Source organism: Synergistaceae bacterium (genome assembly GCA_021372895.1).
Taxonomy (GTDB): Bacteria; Synergistota; Synergistia; order Synergistales; family Synergistaceae; genus JAJFTP01.
Map to the genome: position 1 here is coordinate 1 of JAJFTP010000082.1, position 15,441 is coordinate 15,441.

The following is a 15,441-nucleotide window of genomic DNA, read 5'->3' on the forward strand; positions in this document are numbered from 1 at the left end:
CTGGGAGAAGGCAGCTTCTCATCAAATTCAATGAGGCTGCTCGGCATCAAACTTGAGAATGTCAAAGCGCCGATCTTTGTCTCCCAGGGCTACGCTGTTATGGAGGACGTCACGGCTGAAACAAACGGAGGCTCTGTTTCCGGCGGAGTCGCTATGGATCTTAAAAACAGCGTCTGGGGCGGTACCCTCTCTGTGCTCAGCGCAGATATCGAGCCATTGTTCAAACAGGCATTTCCAAACATCAAGGGCACAATAAGGGGCAAAGGCGACCTTAAAATGCGAGTGGGCGGGGAGACTGGAAGGATGAGCACCGTCAAAGGCGGGGGGATCCTCGTCATGCGCAAGGGCGATGTCTCGGGCTTCGAGGCAGTTGAAGCCACACGCAAATTTACAAACAACAAACCTCTGAGGTTTGAGACTATTCAGGCTACCGCTACTTATGACGGCGGCAATATTACCATACTTCCGGGGACCCAGGCTATCGCTCCTGACGGCGACCCTGTCTACCGCAACGTAATGCTTGACGGCCTGATAAACAAAGAGAAGAAAATCAGCATGTTCGCAATGGGCAAGGTCAACATTCGTGTGTTGAATGTGTTTCTGGGCGCACTGCAGGGCATAATAAACACCGGAATGGATTTTAAGGGAACCATTGACCGAACGGAGCTGTTTCAGAACTTTCTCGGCGGGATGCTATCCGGTTTTGCAAAGGACGATTTCCGCTTCGTTACCCTGAATATAAATGGAACTCCCGGATCGCTGATTTTCAGCAACGTCAAGGTAGATAAAACAGTACATAACAGCAGCGGGAAAGATATGATCCCCACATCGGCGAGTGACCCGGAAAATAAAGACATCTTAAACAAAGACACCAGGTTCCGCTTATCCTTTGAAATTCCGGTAGGTCCAGGCAAAAACAAGACGCCGAGCAACGTAGAGGGACAGGTCATTGAGCAGACACTTGAAAATCTGCTGAAGAACATTGACTTCGGTAACTAGGGCCATGGCAGCGGAGATCACTCTGGTTCTAGGCGGAGCAAGAAGCGGCAAGAGCACCTTCGCCGAACAGTTTGCGATCGATAAGGGAAAGCCCGTGACATATCTCGCTACTGCGGAGGCCGGGGACCCGGAGATGGCGGAGCGTATTTCGATCCACAGAAGCAGGCGCCCTCATGACTGGAAGACATGGGAGGGCAGACCGGGGGAACTTCCATATGTTATAGCCTCGCTCTCGGGAACGATCCTTCTTGATTGTCTCACCCTCTGGCTGACGCGGCTCTTTCTTGAGGGCGATGCGGCGGAGGAAGCAGACGAGGCTGAGTGGAATTCCCGTGAGCTTTATATTCGCGCACTTACCGAGCGGCTGTGCTCGGCACCGAGAGACGGGACCCACCTTATCATTGTAAGCAACGAGGTAGGCTTCGGGCTTGTCCCTCCGTATCTTATGGGGAGAAGGTTCAGGGACCTTCAGGGGCGCATGAACCAGCTCTGTGCGTCAAAGGCGGACAGGGTCGTCTTGGTGGTTGCAGGCTGTCCGCTTTGGATAAAGGACCCTTCGAAAGGCCGGATGACTTATGAAGAAAAAATTTGAAGAGTACGCAGAGAGGTTTAGTCGCGAGGTGCACGAAAAAAATTTCCGATTTGATTTTTTTGCACGTTTCGTTGTTATATGGACCCTTATCACGCGTATCCCGCTCCCCAAAAACTGGTGGCCGGATGAAACACCCTCAGGCAACAGCGTGCTTTCGCTTGTCCCGCTGGCAGGCGGCATACTTGGTTTGCTGACAGGCACAGTGATAACGGTAATGTATATATCAGGTATCGGACAGGCTGCCTCCGTATGGGCAGGAGTTGCTTTCTACTCGCTTACAGGCTGGTCTCTCCATCTTGACGGCTGGGGCGACCTCTGGGACGGCATAGGCTCAGGCAGGCGAGGTGAAGAATTGCGCTCGGTGATGAAGGACAGCAGGCTCGGCGCTTACGGTGCGATCGGCCTCATTATTGCATTCGGACTCTGGACATCGCTGCTCATCTCCATCGATCCTCTGCATACAACCGGCGTATGTATGACGGCTGCGGCAACCGGCCGTTTTGCAATATGCTGCGCCGCGTTCTACGGACGCTATCCATGGCAGACAGGCATGGCAAAGGGATGGGTCGATACTTTCGGAGGTTATGATCTGTTTATCTCCTCTCTGTGCGTTTTGATTTTCATGCCGGTTGCTCCGATCGGATGGTTTTTTTCTGTTTTATTTGCAAGTCTCGCCGGGAGCGGCGCGGCGTTCTGGATGAATGAACGCCTCGGCGGCGTGAGCGGTGACGTCCTCGGCTCTGTCGCAGTCACAGCGGAACTTCTCTCCCTGATGGTGTTTGCGCTGTGAGAAATTTCAGGCCGAAACTCATAGCACTGGACCTGGACGGAACTATACTTAACAGCGAGAGCAGGCTTACGGAACGGACGAAGTCAGCGCTGCAGCGGGCGATGGGACAGGGTCTCCATATCCTCATCGCAACAGGACGAATGTATTCCTCCGCGCTTGCTGTCATTCGTGAGATCGGCACATCATCGCCCTGTGTATTCTATAACGGGGCTGTTATTATAGACCCTGTGACAGATGAGGTATTTTATGAGAAGGGGTTGGGTCGTGACCTTACTGCGGAGGTGGTTGATTTCTATCGCCGGCAGGGATGGTATATTCAGATATATTCGGATGACATGCTATATGTCCTGGATAATGAAGACCCGCGCTGTAAATTCTATGAAAGCATAGCAAAAATAGATGCCGTCCCACTTGGTGAAGAATTCTGGAACTTTCGCGTAAACGCTATAAAGCTTCTGGGCATTGCCCATGAAGAGGAAATTTTTAAAAAAATGCTTGGAGATACAAAAAATCACTTTGAGAAACGGCTTTATACAACTACATCATGGGGTTCGTTTGTTGAGATGGTCCACCCCGACGTCAACAAGGCGCTGGGGTTAGAAATGGCGGCAAAGCGTCTCGGCATAACGCGCAAGGAGATACTTGCGATCGGAGACGCATCAAATGACAAAGAGATGATCTCGTGGGCCGGGCTTGGAGTCGCAATGGGCAATGCGCCCGACGAAGTAAAAGCGGCGGCGGATGAAATCGCGCCCGATAATGACCACGATGGAGCGGCAGTCACGGTTGAAAGATTTTTGATATAAAATTATCCGATTACAACAACAGAGAAATATTTATCAGACTTTTTATATGCTGATACCGCGGTCAAGATGTTTTTAGTGTTTTAAAACACTTTCTTCGCGTAAAACTAATGCAGGAGGGTATTCTATGAAAGATTTTTTTGATGCCAGAAAACCTACGCTTACTTTTGAGATTTTCCCTCCAAAGCGTAACGGCAACCTTGAATCTGTCTTCTCGACCGTCGACGCGCTGGCCAGCCTCGCTCCCGACCTCATCAGCGTGACCTATGGGGCAGGTGGGACAAGCCGCGACAACACCGTGACTATTGCCTCCGAGATACAGAACAGCTACAGCATACCGGCGCTTGCCCACCTCACATGCGCAGGCAGCACCAAGGAAGAGTTGGACATGATCCTGTCCGAGCTAAGCGACAGGGGGATCAGAAACATACTCGCACTGCGCGGCGACCTCAGCGAAGGGACAACACCGGCCGATTTCAGATATGCATCAAGCCTCATAACATTTATAAAATCACGCTACAATTTTAGAATTTTTGCCGCCTGCTACCCCGAAAAACACATCGAAGCATATTCCATGGAGGAAGACCTACTCCGCCTTAAAGAGAAGGAGGACTGCGGGGTTGACGTGTTTATAAGCCAGCTCTTCTTCGACAATGAGCTTTTCTATAAATTCCGCAGCATGGCACGGGAGCTCGGTATCTCAACACCGATAATAGCAGGAATAATGCCGATAACATCCGCTTCTCAAATAAGCCGGATGACCTCGATGTGCGGCGCATCCGTGCCTGAGAAGGTGCGGAAGATCATCCGTGCCTATGGACACAACAGCATGGCGATGAAAGAGGCAGGGATAGCCTACGCGACGGCTCAGATCATCGACCTTCTTGCAACAGGCGTCGACGGCATACACATCTATACGATGAACCAGCCCGATATTGCAAAGCGGATATCAGAGAGCATCCGCGGGATCCTCTACTCGCTCAGGGTCAAGCGTGGCCAATAATAATATACCAGATCCGGTGCTGTCTGAAGTTTTGCGTCTGCTTGGAATGGACGGGGCCAATGGGAATGTGGATTTTTTTGAAAAAATAAATATGATATACAGAGGACTCGTTGAAGCTGCAGCGCCGAAAACAGTCTCAAAGATGTTTGATATCTCCATAGGCGCAGACAGTGTGACCTTTGACGGCTTATTCCAGATACATGGAAGAGACCTTGCCGAACTTTGCCGCAGCAGCAGACGGGCGGTCCTGTTTGCCGTGACTCTTGGAGCCCGGGTTGACAGACTGATACAGAGGACACAGGCAGGGAACATGTATGATGCGGTGATCCTTGATGCCTGCGCTTCAGCCGAGGTTGAGCGGATCTGCGACAACACGGAGCGTGAGATCATAAGGCAAATGCTCCGGGGTGAAGAATTTTTGACTATGCGCTTCAGCCCTGGATACGGGGATGTCCCGATCGAGGATTCCGAGAAAATAATAGAGGCGCTTGACGCGACAAAGAACATAGGGCTCTCGCTCACGAGATCGAAAATGCTTGTACCGCTGAAATCGGTCACAGCAATAATAGGGATATCCGAAAAAAGGGAGCCTCGATTCAAAGGCTGCGGCGGCTGCACCATAAAAGACTCGTGCAGATACAGAAGGAGAGGCGAATTCTGTGGCGTTCAGGATAAATGAAGACAGTGTGATGCTTTTCGACGGGGCGATGGGGACTATGCTCCAGAACAGGGGGCTGAAGACCGGTGGCATACCGGAGATGCTGAACATCACGAACCCTGAGGTTATAGAATCGATACATAGCGAATATCTTGACGCGGGCGCCGACGTAGTGCTCGCAAACACGTTCGGCGCGAACCGGTACAAGGCGGCAAAGGCAGGGCGCACCGTCCGGGAACTCATAGCCTCAGCTGTGGCTATAGCAAAAAAGGCAACTGCAGGCCTGGAGTGCAAATACACCGCGCTTGACATAGGACCGACAGGCAGAGTCATGCAGCCTGCCGGGGATATGCCTTTTGATGAGGCTGTCGAAGTCTTTGCCGAGATCGTAAAGGCAGGATGCAGTTCCGGGGCTGACCTGATCCTGCTTGAAACCTTCACGGATCTCTATGAGCTCAAGGCCGCTATAATCGCAGCAAAGGAAAACTCTGATTTGCCCCTGCTTGCAACAATGAGTTTCGAGGAGGGCGGAAACACTTTCTTCGGAGCGACGATCGAGTCCATGGTGCTCACGCTGGAGGCTCTCGGCGTTGACGCGCTCGGCGTCAACTGTTCACTCGGGCCGAAGCAGCTTGCCCCGATAGTCAGACGGATACTTGATGCAAGCTCGATACCGGTAATTGTGCAGCCGAACGCAGGGCTTCCTGTCCTTGAAGGAGGGAATGCCCGGTACGATGTGACACCGGAGGAATTTGCAAGTTACATAGGCGATTTTGTCGCGTCCGGAGTCTCTGTCGTCGGTGGCTGCTGCGGGACGACCCCCGAATACATTCGGCTCACTAAAAAACTTCTCTCCGGCTGCAGACCAAAAATCAGGACAACCTCAAGGAGGACAGGGATATGCTCTCCGTCCTGCCCTGTCTTCTTCGGCGAGGACACCGTCATCATCGGAGAGCGCCTTAACCCAACAGGCAAAAAAACTCTCCAGGCTGCTCTGCGCGCAGGCGATACGGACTTCATACTGCGCGAGGCAATACGGCAGCAGGAACAGGGCGCTGATGTGCTTGATGTCAACGTTGGGCTGCCTGACATAGACGAACCGGCAGTGCTGGCAAAGACAACCATCGATATACAGGCTGTAGTCGATCTCCCGCTGCAGCTGGACTCATCGAACTATGAGGCACTCGAACGGGCGGCGCGCGTGTACAACGGCAAACCGCTCATAAACTCTGTCAGCGGCAAAAAAGAATCGCTGGCACGCGTGCTGCCGATAGTAAAAAAGTACGGCACGGCAGTGCTGGGGCTTACCCTTGATGAGAACGGCATACCGGAAACAGCTGAGGAGCGGCTCGCAATAGCGCGGCGGATCGTCTCCGCAGCCGAGGCGGCAGGTATACCAAAGGAGGACGTGCTCATCGACTGCCTCGTTATGACGGCCTCCGCGCAGCAGGGCCAGGTCTCAGAGACATTAAAGGCAGTCCGTATGGTCAGGCAGAAACTGGGCGTGAAGACTGTACTTGGGGTCAGCAACGTATCGTTCGGACTCCCTGCCCGGCACCTGATCAACAGGACAATGCTCGCAATGGCGCTCACTCAGGGTCTCGACGCCCCTATAATGGACCCGGGGGACTCCGGCATGGCGGAAACGATCGCAGCCTTCAGGGTCCTCTCGGGAAAGGATGCCAATTCGGCTCAGTACATAGAAAAGTTCTCGGACTGCACACAACAGCAGGCAATATCCCGGAAAGGCGGCGGTGATCTGCCGGAGCTTGCGTACGCTATCGCACACGGGCTTAGAAATGGCGCAAAAAAAGCCACGGAAGCCCTGCTTGAGAAGAAGACTCCGCTTGAAATAATCGAAGGAGATGTGATACCAGCGCTTGACGCTGTCGGAAAGGACTACGAAGCGGGAAAAATTTTCTTGCCGCAGCTTATAAAATCGGCAGAGGCAGCCAAGTCATCCTTTGAACGTCTGCGCGGGGAGCTCACAAAGGATGGATCCGCTGCCGAAGGAGAGCGCAAAAAAATAGTCATCGCCACTGTTCACGGAGACATCCATGACATAGGCAAGAACATTGTAAAAGTCATTATGGAAAACTACAATTTTAACGTCATCGACCTCGGCAAAGACGTCCCGCCGGAGAAGGTAGTGGAGGCCGTGACTGAAAGCGGGGCAAGGCTCGTCGGGCTCAGCGCTCTGATGACGACTACAGTTGCAAGCATGAAGACGACGATAGATATGCTGCGGAACGAATGCCAGGGTGTCCGGGTCATCGTCGGCGGCGCCGTGCTTACGCCGGAACTCGCAAAATATGTCGGGGCAGACTGCTATGCGCGCGACGCAATGGATGGAGTAAGGCTCAGCATGGCCGACATCCCGCCCGACACACGGGGATGCGCGGGATGAGGGCATGGTCAAGGTCCGCAGAGTCAGAGTAAAAAACCTTCTGACCGAAACACGTATCGGGGGCGACTACGCGATAAACCCATACGTAGGCTGCCCGCATAAGTGCATTTACTGTTACGCGGCATGCATAAACTGGTCGGGAAAGGTTCGGGATGAACAGTGGGGTGATTTCCTTGACGTCAAAGAGCCAACGTCACAACTCAACCTTGCAAGGATTTTCCGTAAGCGGATACTTTTCAGCTCAATGACAGACGCGTATAACCCATATGAAAAAAAAGCGGAGGTCACCCGTGATATAATCAGGCAACTGATCCCGGCGGAGGTAAAACTGCTGATAATCACCAAATCTTCTCTTGTAACAAGGGACATAGACCTTTTTAAAAGATTTCCTTATGTGAAGGTCATCTTCTCATTCAGCTCTCTTGACAACAGCTTCAGAAAACAAGCCGAGCCATACGCATCGTCTCCCGCGGAAAAAATTGACGCCCTGCGTAAATTGAAAAGTGCGGGCATCGCAACCGGCGTGTTCGTGGCACCAACTTTCCCTGAGATTACGGACACGGCCGGGATCATCCGCGCAACAGCTCCGCTCGTTGACCGGATCACCTTCGATACGCTGAACCTTCGCCCGCAGAACATCGACATAGTCCTGAACTTTATACGCACGACAAGGCCTGACCTAACGGAGATCTACGAGGATATTTACCTGAGAAAGAACCGCCTATACTGGATAGGCCTGCGGAAGAAGATAAAAGAAGAGTGCATCAAAGCAGGGATCCCGCACGGGATATTTTTCTGAGAAGCCCTGCAGGCGGCGCGGTAATATTCCCGCACCGCGTTAGTCAAGCAAATCAAACAGACTGAAACCTTCAATATTTTCCAACAGATAGCCACCCTTATGCAGCCGAAGTTTTTTATACTTTGCCTCGGTTCCGTCGCTGTTCAGCTTAGCAGCATAGAAAGTAAGCCCGCCGCCCTTTATCATGCAGACGACATTTCCGTTTTTCGCCTGCTTACGCGATTCAAATCTGTGTGAGTTCTTTGCAAGCAGAAAATTCGATATCCCGATCCCATCTCCGGTCTTGTACGCAGCAGAACTGCTCTCAACCTCCTTGACCCTGTCGTTGATAAATATGACTCGCAGCCCGCGCCCAGGTAAACTTCTGCCGTACGTCCATATCTCTGCGAAGGCGCCGGACAGCGGTGATTTGCCGCCTACACCGGTAAACTCCTTAGCATCCGGGCGGCCCAACGCTGCTTTCACTTCCTCCTTTGTAGCTCCGAGATTAACATCGCCTATCGACTTGCCCGGGACAATTACCAGCTTTGGATCTGTCGGGTAGCCAAGCATCGCCTTTGCGGCGTTCGCTCCGTGGATGCCGCGGCTGTCATCCGGAGCAAGCTTAATAAAGCGGTTATAACCGGCCAGGGCCTCCTGCCACGCATTGAGGTCCATTAGCATCTTCGAACATGTCAGCACCTTTTCCGGCTCTTTAAAAAGCTCCGTCTGTTTGACCAGTGCTTCGACCGCAAGATCCCTGCTGCCGTTCCTCATTGCGGCGTTTCCGAGCAGTGTCCATACGCTCGGGTCCTTCATTTTTAAAGCGGCTTTCTTAAGAAGCGGAAGTCCCTTCTCATAATTGCCCCTCTCGGTATAGAGCCAACCGGCGCGCAGCATGGCCCTCCCGTCGTTCGGCATTATCCTGAGGTGTTCTTCGTAGCGCACGATCGCCTCATCGATCTTTCCGGTTTTTTCAAGGCAGAAGGCTATCTGGTACAATATCCCCTTGCGTTCCGGACGCAGTTTGAGGACTTTTTCATAAAGAGGCAGGGCCTCGGTGTATTTCCCCTGTTTGAAGAGCTGAGTGGCATTCTGATAATATTCTTCCGGCAGCACATTCTTCCTGTAATACCAGAAACCTCCGGCGAGAAATGCGATCAGGACCGCCGCCGCGATCAAAACAAAGACAAAACGCGGCACAGGGGGGCGCGGTTCCTTCTTCAAGGCCCACGCTATTTCTTCCTCAGTCATTCCGGTTTGCTCCTCAGGAACGGTCTCGGGATATATAACTGTTTTTTCGTTATCGTCATCATTCTGAACCATACAGAACCAGCCTTTCCATATGCAATTTATAAGAGACCCGATCCGATCATCCAGACATTATTTGAAGCGACATTATTGCCATTTAGCCGCTCTTAAAGAATTGTAACAGATATACGCCCTTTTGCTATGGTAAATTATCCGATAAGAGGTTAATATTCTATAAGAAACGGGCAAAACGGAGGTATTTGTTTGCAGTTCAACTTTCAGAACATAGAACTTAAAGACGCGTCATTATTCATGAATTACTGGGAACTTACAGACCAGCGGGCATCTGACTACAGTTTTCCAATACTCTGGGGCTGGGCATCCGATTATGGGTATCAGGCTGCAGCAGATGAAAGTGCGCGGCTCTTCTGGATACGACAGACGATACCCTCACTCTACAACCTAGCACCGATAGGCAACTGGCACCACGATAACTGGGCATCCATCATCAGCGAACGCTATGGGAGGGATCCCGAGTTTTGGCTGGTTCCCGAACGTCTGCTGGAGATATGGCAGGAGCAGTTCGGGGACAGCATAGAGGTCGAAGACGACAGAGGGAACTGGGAATACCTTTATAACATCCGTGATCTGGCGACCCTATCGGGCAACCGTTACATGAGGAAACGCAATCGGGTTAACAAGTTCTGCCGGATGTACAATTACGTGTACAGGCCGATAACACCTGAAATCATACCTGCTGTAATGGAATTCCAGCACACATGGTGCCAGTCAAATCTGTCGGGACACGTCCCCGGACTCTCCCAGGAGAACCATGGGATACAGCGGATACTGCAGCACTGGGATGAAATCCCCCACCTGCGCGGAGGTGTAATCGAAATCAACGGACGCATAGTAGCCTATACTATAGGCGAACTTGCATACGACATGATAGTCGTACATTTTGAAAAAGCCAGCCTTGAATACAACTCGGCATATCAGGCGATAAACAAGGAATTTCTCTCTCATATGCTGGAACAGAACCCGGGCCTGGTAATTGTCAACAGGGAAGAGGATATGAACGACCCCGGTCTGCGTGAAGCCAAGATGTCATACCTGCCGACAGGATTCATAAAAAAATTCCATGTTAAGATAAGCCTGTAGCATGTGGTTTTGGCTCAGGCCTGCGTTTACTTGAAAAGAGGACAAAAAATGTTAGGATATGCAGGGTTTAAATCAAAACAAAACATTGGAGGAAACAGGATGAAAATCATAACAATAATAGCGATAGTAATGACACTGTGGGGCTGCATGACAATGTTAGCCGCAAGACCCGCTGCGGCGGCTACGGAAAAACGCCGGATCGCAACTTTTGAGACAACAATGGGCACGTTCAAGATCGAGTTATATAACGACCTTGCACCGAATACTGTAAAAAATTTCACCGACCTTGCCGGGAAGAAATTCTACGACGGGATCATATTCCACCGTGTCATTGACCGGTTCATGATTCAGGGCGGCTGCCCGCGCGGAAACGGCACAGGCGGCCCCGGCTATGAGATCCCCGATGAGTTCGGCAAAGGACTTAAGCATGACAAACCGGGCATCCTCTCAATGGCGAATTCCGGCCCCAATACAGGCGGCTCTCAGTTCTTCATAACTCTGGTCCCATGCCCGTGGCTGGACGGCAAACACGCGATATTCGGGCATGTCATCGAGGGTATGGATATAGTAGAGAAGATAGGCAAAGTCCCCACAGATTCGCAGGACCGTCCGCTCAAGAAAGTCATCATCGAAAAACTGACAATAAAATAGCACAAAAAAATTAATACAAAATTATACGCGCAGGGCATATCCAAGGCTCCCCGGAAAGGCAAACGATCCGGGGGGCCTTGCCTCTGTTTGCATTGAGCTGTGCGATATATTACCGAACCGATCTTCCGGTTCCCCCATGCGGCTCTTTGTGCTAAAATGGCTGAATGGGTTTATTTGTCCACAGTTTGCTAAAAAACAGCAAATAATTTTTGCAGGTCTTTTGTCCTATTATGGAAGGAGCCTTTTCTTTTAATGAGCATAAATATCACATTCGGGGATTTTTCTGAGATCAGAAGTGATTTTCCATTGACAGCACGGGAAATATTGGCAAGAACCAATTTCCCGAAAAAAGACCGAGTCGTGGCATGTCGTGTAAACAGGGTGCAACGCCCGCTTTCATGGTGCGTAAACATGGATTCGCAGCTGGAATTTATAACTACCGACAGTGTTGAAGGCATAGGGGTATATTTTTACACCCTCTCTTTTATGCTTACATCTGCAGCGACAAGGGTTTGCGGAATAAGGCTCCACATCCGCCAGTCCACGAATTATTCTTATTTCTATGAGTCTCCGGACGGCCCGGTTTCAGAAGAGCAGCGCGAAATTATCATTACGGAGATGCACCGCATGGTGAAAGAGGGGGTGCCGTTCGTCAGGGAAGAGGTCTCTATCGACAAGGCCCGCGCTATAATGACGGCTCAGGGTTATCATGATAAAGAACAGCTCCTGCGCTGGACAAACAACGACCCTGTCGTGCTTTACAGGTGTGAGGGCATATACGACTTCTTCGGCGGTACGATCGCAGACACAGCGGCGATAGTACCTACATTCAGCCTGCATTCATACAAGGGCGGACTTTTCCTCTCCGGCCCAACGCTTGCCGACCCGACAAAGACAATGGATCTTAAGGTCTCCGGAAAAACCTTCAGGCTATTTCAGAATTATGGCAAGTGGCTTGACAATCTTTCAATCGGAACTATGGACTCCATCCATAAGCTCGTCGCAGATGGCAGATCCAGGGATCTGATAATGGTCTGCGAGGCTCTCCATACCAAGATACTGAGTGATATTTCTGCTTACATTGAATCACGCCACGAGGTCCGCCTGTTATGTCTTGCAGGACCCTCAAGCTCCGGAAAAACAACATCGTCGCGCAGGCTTCGGGTACAACTCCTTACCGCCGGCATAAACTCGGTAACTCTTGAGCTCGATAATTATTTTATAGACAGGGAGCACACACCAAGGGACAATAACGGAAACCCTGACTTTGATGCGCTCGAGGCACTTGATATTACACTTATCAACGAGCATCTTGCTGACCTGCTTGCAGGAAAAGAAGTAGACATACCGAAATTCGACTTTATGACAGGCAAGAGGTTAAAGGGTTATAAACTTAAGCTGGATGCCGGGCAGATACTCACCATCGAGGGCATCCACGGACTGAATGAGAAGCTCTCGGAAAGTGTCGCGCCGGAGAATAAGTATAGCATATTCATCTGCCCCCTGACAGGTACAAACCTCGACCTGCATAACAGAATCGGCACAACCGACACACGCCTGCTCCGTCGCATGGTACGGGACTACCGCACACGGGGATATTCCCCGCAGGCGACACTGCTGCAGTGGCCTTCTGTCGTACGCGGTTCACATCGCCATATTTTCCCTTACCAGGAGAACGCTGACACCCTCTTCAACACAGCCCTGGCGTATGAGCTGTCCGTACTCAAAGGTTATGTACAACCCATGCTCAAGTCCGTCTCAGAGGATTCTCCTGTCTACGGCGAGGCACAGAGACTTCTGTCCCTGCTGCGGTACGTACCGGTCATCCCGTCAGACGACGTGCCAAATATATCCATTATAAGGGAATTTATAGGAGGAAGCTGCTTCGACTAAAGCTGCGCTGATGCCAAGACATGTTGATAATACACGCTTCCTATGCTGAAAACAGGTTCTTTCTCTGGGGCGAACGCTCATTTGAGACAGAAGAAATAACTCCGTTACTTGAAACTTCGACAGACACACATGTTAAAGAGTGCCTGCCGTGGGACGCAGGGGCTGATGTTCTGCGCGAAGCACTTAAGCGCACAGGGATCCGCACCCGCAGACATCCCGTTGACGGCGAGTGCCTGTCCGCATTTCTCTTGCTCCCATCACGCGGAGAAATACCGATCCCGTCATCCCCGCTTCTAGGCGAGCTCCCGGATATTGCATGTGATCCCGAACTAAGGCTGTTCAAAGTTTCTGCGTTTCCTATCTCATGGGAAGAGCTTCTATCCATCACGCGCCTGCTGAATAAAACGGAGGGAAAACTCTCCTTGCCCGGCCTGCTTTTTGCAGACGACATGCGCTTTGTCTCAAAAGCTATTGAATATGCGGCGCTGATGGCTCTGCGCGGGACATTCCTGCCGGATATGAAACAGACGGAGAGAGGATATATCTCTGTATGGAAACCGCTTCACCTGGCAAAATATCAGGATGAATATAATCTTTATCTCCATGCAGCCCCCCCGGTACTGCGCGGCTTTTCCCTTGAAAGAGAGAACAATATTCTTGCAGATCGGGAGGAGATTGCGGAATCTATACTTGAAACCCTGCTGGATGAAATAGTAAGAGCGGCACAGACGGCAGGCGGCGCAAAAGGAAGAAAGGTCGATCCTGAGAACCCCCACGAAATATGGCTGTGCTCCCTCTCGTGGCCAAGTGCGCCGCTGGATAAATGGAAAGATGATATGGAGTCGCTCTATCCTCAGATACGCGCATGGGCCGATTCGCTTAAAACCGTTACTTCTCAGCCTTGGCGGCTTTTCATGCGCCTTGAAGAACCCGCCCCTTCAGATAATGGCGATGAAGCGGATAAAAGCTGGGGCTTATCGTGGCACATTCAATCCGTGAGAGACCCTAGCCTCGTGATCCCTGCATCACGGGTCTGGAGCCCGGAGGCAACTGAACGGCGGTGGTTTGACTACATAGGTACAAACCCAAGGCGTTATATGCTTCAGGTGCTAGGCCATCTGGCCTCAAATGTCCCTGCGATAGCAAAAAGCCTCGACAGTCCCTGCCCGGTCGGATGCCGGCTTGAGCCCGACGAGCTGTTTGAATTTCTACATGACCATGTGCCCGGCATACTGGACCAGGGAATACAGATACAATTCCCGTCATCCTGGGGTGCGTCTCAGTCAGACCGGCCCAGGCTCTCAATCAAAGGCAGCGTGAAGGACGCGCCCGGCTTCTCTTCAGATGGCGGTATAAAACTCGGCGACCTGCTTGATGTAGATTGGTCCATATCACTTGAGGGAGATGTTCTTACCGGGGATGAACTCAAACTCCTCACCGAGCTCAAGACCCCGCTTGTGAACATCCGCGGCAAGTGGGTGCTCCTATATCGGGAAGAGATTGAAAATATCATCGCAGGAATGAAAAAACTTCCGAAGAAGATCGACCGTCGTGAGACTCTTCTGGCCTCTGTCAGCGAAAACTACGGAGATATCCCTCTGTCCGGCATAACCGGTTCAAAGTGGCTTGATTCGATCAAAGCCATGCTGACGGGAACTGATAAGATAAAAGAGATGGCACAGCCGGAAGGTTTTGCCGGGACTCTGAGACCATATCAAATCAAGGGCCTTTCATGGCTCGCCTGGCTCACGAAGCTTGGACTGGGCGGTTGCCTGGCCGATGATATGGGACTTGGGAAGACGATCCAGACCCTTGCGCTTCTGAAACTTCTCAGGCTTGAGGGAGAGAACCGTCCTGTTCTGCTCATCTGCCCGACCTCTGTAATTGAAAACTGGCGGCGGGAAACAGAGCGGTTCGTCCCGGGAACGCAGGTCATGATACACCACGGGACGAAGCGGCTTAAGGGAGAAAAATTTATTGATGCCGCGAAGAATAATGCCATCGTTCTTTCTTCATACGCCCTCCTGCAGAAGGACAACGCAGTTTTTGCAAAGACATCATGGGCAGGGATAATCCTCGACGAGGCGCAGAACATAAAAAACCCCGAGACAAGACAGGCAAGGGCAGCGCGATCTCTGCAGGCAGACTGGCGCATCGCGCTCACAGGCACCCCTGTGGAGAATCATGTCGGCGACATGTGGTCTATAATGGAATTTTTGCTGCCCGGTCTTCTGCCCAACAGGACAAAGTTCATACGCGAATTCCTGCGCCCTATCCAGGCCGGCGAACAGAGTGCGATGGACAGAATAAAGCGCATCACCGGACCGTTCATACTGCGCCGTCTGAAGACAGACAAGGCTATTATAAGCGACCTGCCGGATAAAATAGAGTCTGAGGTCTTCTGTCCCCTGAGCCGCGAACAGGCGACCCTCTACAGTGCGGTGCTGAGCAGTCT

Annotated in this window: 13 protein-coding genes; 12 read left to right on the forward strand and 1 reads right to left on the reverse strand. The window is 51.6% G+C overall.

The window, feature by feature from the left end; genetic code table 11:
* The 8 genes from LLF78_07795 to LLF78_07830 form a co-directional block, all read left to right on the forward strand.
* Positions 1-999 (forward strand): AsmA-like C-terminal region-containing protein (locus LLF78_07795; protein ID MCE5202396.1); only part of this gene is annotated, 999 nt, incomplete at its 5' end.
* 4 nt (positions 1,000-1,003) lie between these two features.
* Positions 1,004-1,591: a bifunctional adenosylcobinamide kinase/adenosylcobinamide-phosphate guanylyltransferase gene (cobU, locus tag LLF78_07800; protein MCE5202397.1), complete on the forward strand. Its 588-nt coding sequence runs from the start codon at positions 1,004-1,006 to the stop codon at positions 1,589-1,591.
* A complete protein-coding gene (locus tag LLF78_07805; protein ID MCE5202398.1) occupies positions 1,575-2,381 on the forward strand; it encodes an adenosylcobinamide-GDP ribazoletransferase in 807 nt (268 codons plus the stop codon). The genes cobU and LLF78_07805 overlap by 17 nt, the downstream gene beginning before the upstream one ends.
* A complete protein-coding gene (locus LLF78_07810) occupies positions 2,378-3,187 on the forward strand; it encodes a Cof-type HAD-IIB family hydrolase (protein ID MCE5202399.1) in 810 nt (269 codons plus the stop codon). Before LLF78_07805 ends, LLF78_07810 begins: the two co-directional genes overlap by 4 nt.
* Before the next feature lie 124 nt (positions 3,188-3,311).
* Positions 3,312-4,187, forward strand: a complete 876-nt coding sequence (gene metF, locus LLF78_07815; GenBank protein MCE5202400.1) for a methylenetetrahydrofolate reductase [NAD(P)H] — start codon at positions 3,312-3,314, stop codon at positions 4,185-4,187.
* Positions 4,177-4,866, forward strand: coding sequence for a hypothetical protein (locus tag LLF78_07820; protein MCE5202401.1), 690 nt, complete (start codon positions 4,177-4,179; stop codon positions 4,864-4,866). Before metF ends, LLF78_07820 begins: the two co-directional genes overlap by 11 nt.
* Complete coding sequence (locus LLF78_07825; protein MCE5202402.1) at positions 4,847-7,252, forward strand: homocysteine S-methyltransferase family protein; 2,406 nt, start codon at positions 4,847-4,849, stop codon at positions 7,250-7,252. The genes LLF78_07820 and LLF78_07825 overlap by 20 nt, the downstream gene beginning before the upstream one ends.
* A 4-nt stretch (positions 7,253-7,256) precedes the next feature.
* Positions 7,257-8,051 carry a radical SAM protein gene (locus tag LLF78_07830; protein MCE5202403.1) on the forward strand — a complete coding sequence of 265 codons (795 nt, stop codon included), beginning with the start codon at positions 7,257-7,259 and terminating at the stop codon, positions 8,049-8,051.
* A gap of 39 nt (positions 8,052-8,090) precedes the next feature.
* On the opposite strand, the gene LLF78_07835 is transcribed toward LLF78_07830, so the two are convergent.
* Entirely contained in the window at positions 8,091-9,284 is a 1,194-nt protein-coding gene (locus LLF78_07835) for a tetratricopeptide repeat protein (GenBank protein ID MCE5202404.1), read from the reverse strand.
* Between the two features lie 261 nt (positions 9,285-9,545).
* Here LLF78_07835 and LLF78_07840 point away from each other — a divergent pair, with 261 nt between their 5' ends.
* The 4 genes from LLF78_07840 to LLF78_07855 form a co-directional block, all read left to right on the forward strand.
* Positions 9,546-10,442, forward strand: coding sequence for a phosphatidylglycerol lysyltransferase domain-containing protein (locus LLF78_07840; GenBank protein MCE5202405.1), 897 nt, complete (start codon positions 9,546-9,548; stop codon positions 10,440-10,442).
* Between the two features lie 99 nt (positions 10,443-10,541).
* On the forward strand, positions 10,542-11,093 hold the full coding sequence (locus LLF78_07845; protein ID MCE5202406.1) for a peptidylprolyl isomerase: 552 nt from the start codon (positions 10,542-10,544) through the stop codon (positions 11,091-11,093).
* Positions 11,094-11,345: 252 nt separating this feature from the next.
* The gene (locus LLF78_07850) at positions 11,346-12,986 is read left to right on the forward strand and encodes a nucleoside kinase (protein ID MCE5202407.1); all 1,641 of its coding nucleotides are present in this window, start codon (positions 11,346-11,348) and stop codon (positions 12,984-12,986) included.
* 20 nt (positions 12,987-13,006) lie between these two features.
* Positions 13,007-15,441: DEAD/DEAH box helicase family protein (locus tag LLF78_07855; GenBank protein MCE5202408.1), on the forward strand; the 2,435-nt coding region annotated here is incomplete at its 3' end.